The following is a 610-nucleotide window of genomic DNA, read 5'->3' on the forward strand; positions in this document are numbered from 1 at the left end:
GTTGAGCAGGAGGGCCTGTCGCGACGTCAGGCGGCAGAGCGCTACGGGGTTGGAATCAGCACGGTCATCCGATGGGTACGCCGCTTGCGCGAAACGAGCAGCCTTGCGCCCGGCAAGATGGGTGGGCAAAGGCCGAAGAAGATTGCTGGAGAGCATCGGGAGTGGCTGTTGGTGCGCTGCCGGGCGGCGGAGTTCACACTGCGCGGTCTTGTGGCCGAGCTTGGCGAGCGCGCCCTGAAGGTCGATTACCGCTCGGTGTGGGAGTTCGTCCATGCCGAGAAGCTCAGTCACAAAAAAAGGCGCTGATCGCGGCTGAGCAGGATCGCCCCGATGTGGCGCGCAGGCGAGCACAGTGGGCAAAGTATCAGGACCGCATCGATCCTTCCCGCCTGGTCTTCATCGATGAGACCTGGACCAAGACCAATATGGCGCCGCTCAGAGGATGGGCGCCTCGTGGCCAAAGGCTCAGGGCCAAGGTGCCGCACGGCCATTGGAAGACCATGACCTTCTTGGCGGCGCTGCGCCACGACCGCGTCGATGCACCATGGCTGATCGACGGACCGATCAACGGCGAGCGTTTCCAGCTCTATGTCGACAAGGTTCTCGTCCC

1 pseudogene is annotated in these 610 nt (G+C 63.4%); it reads left to right on the forward strand.

The annotated features are described in order from the left end of the window. Nucleotides 1-610: pseudogene (locus AC0L3H_RS33005) on the forward strand (IS630 family transposase); the annotation flags it as partial.

The organism is Mesorhizobium sp. WSM4816, assembly GCF_055811535.1.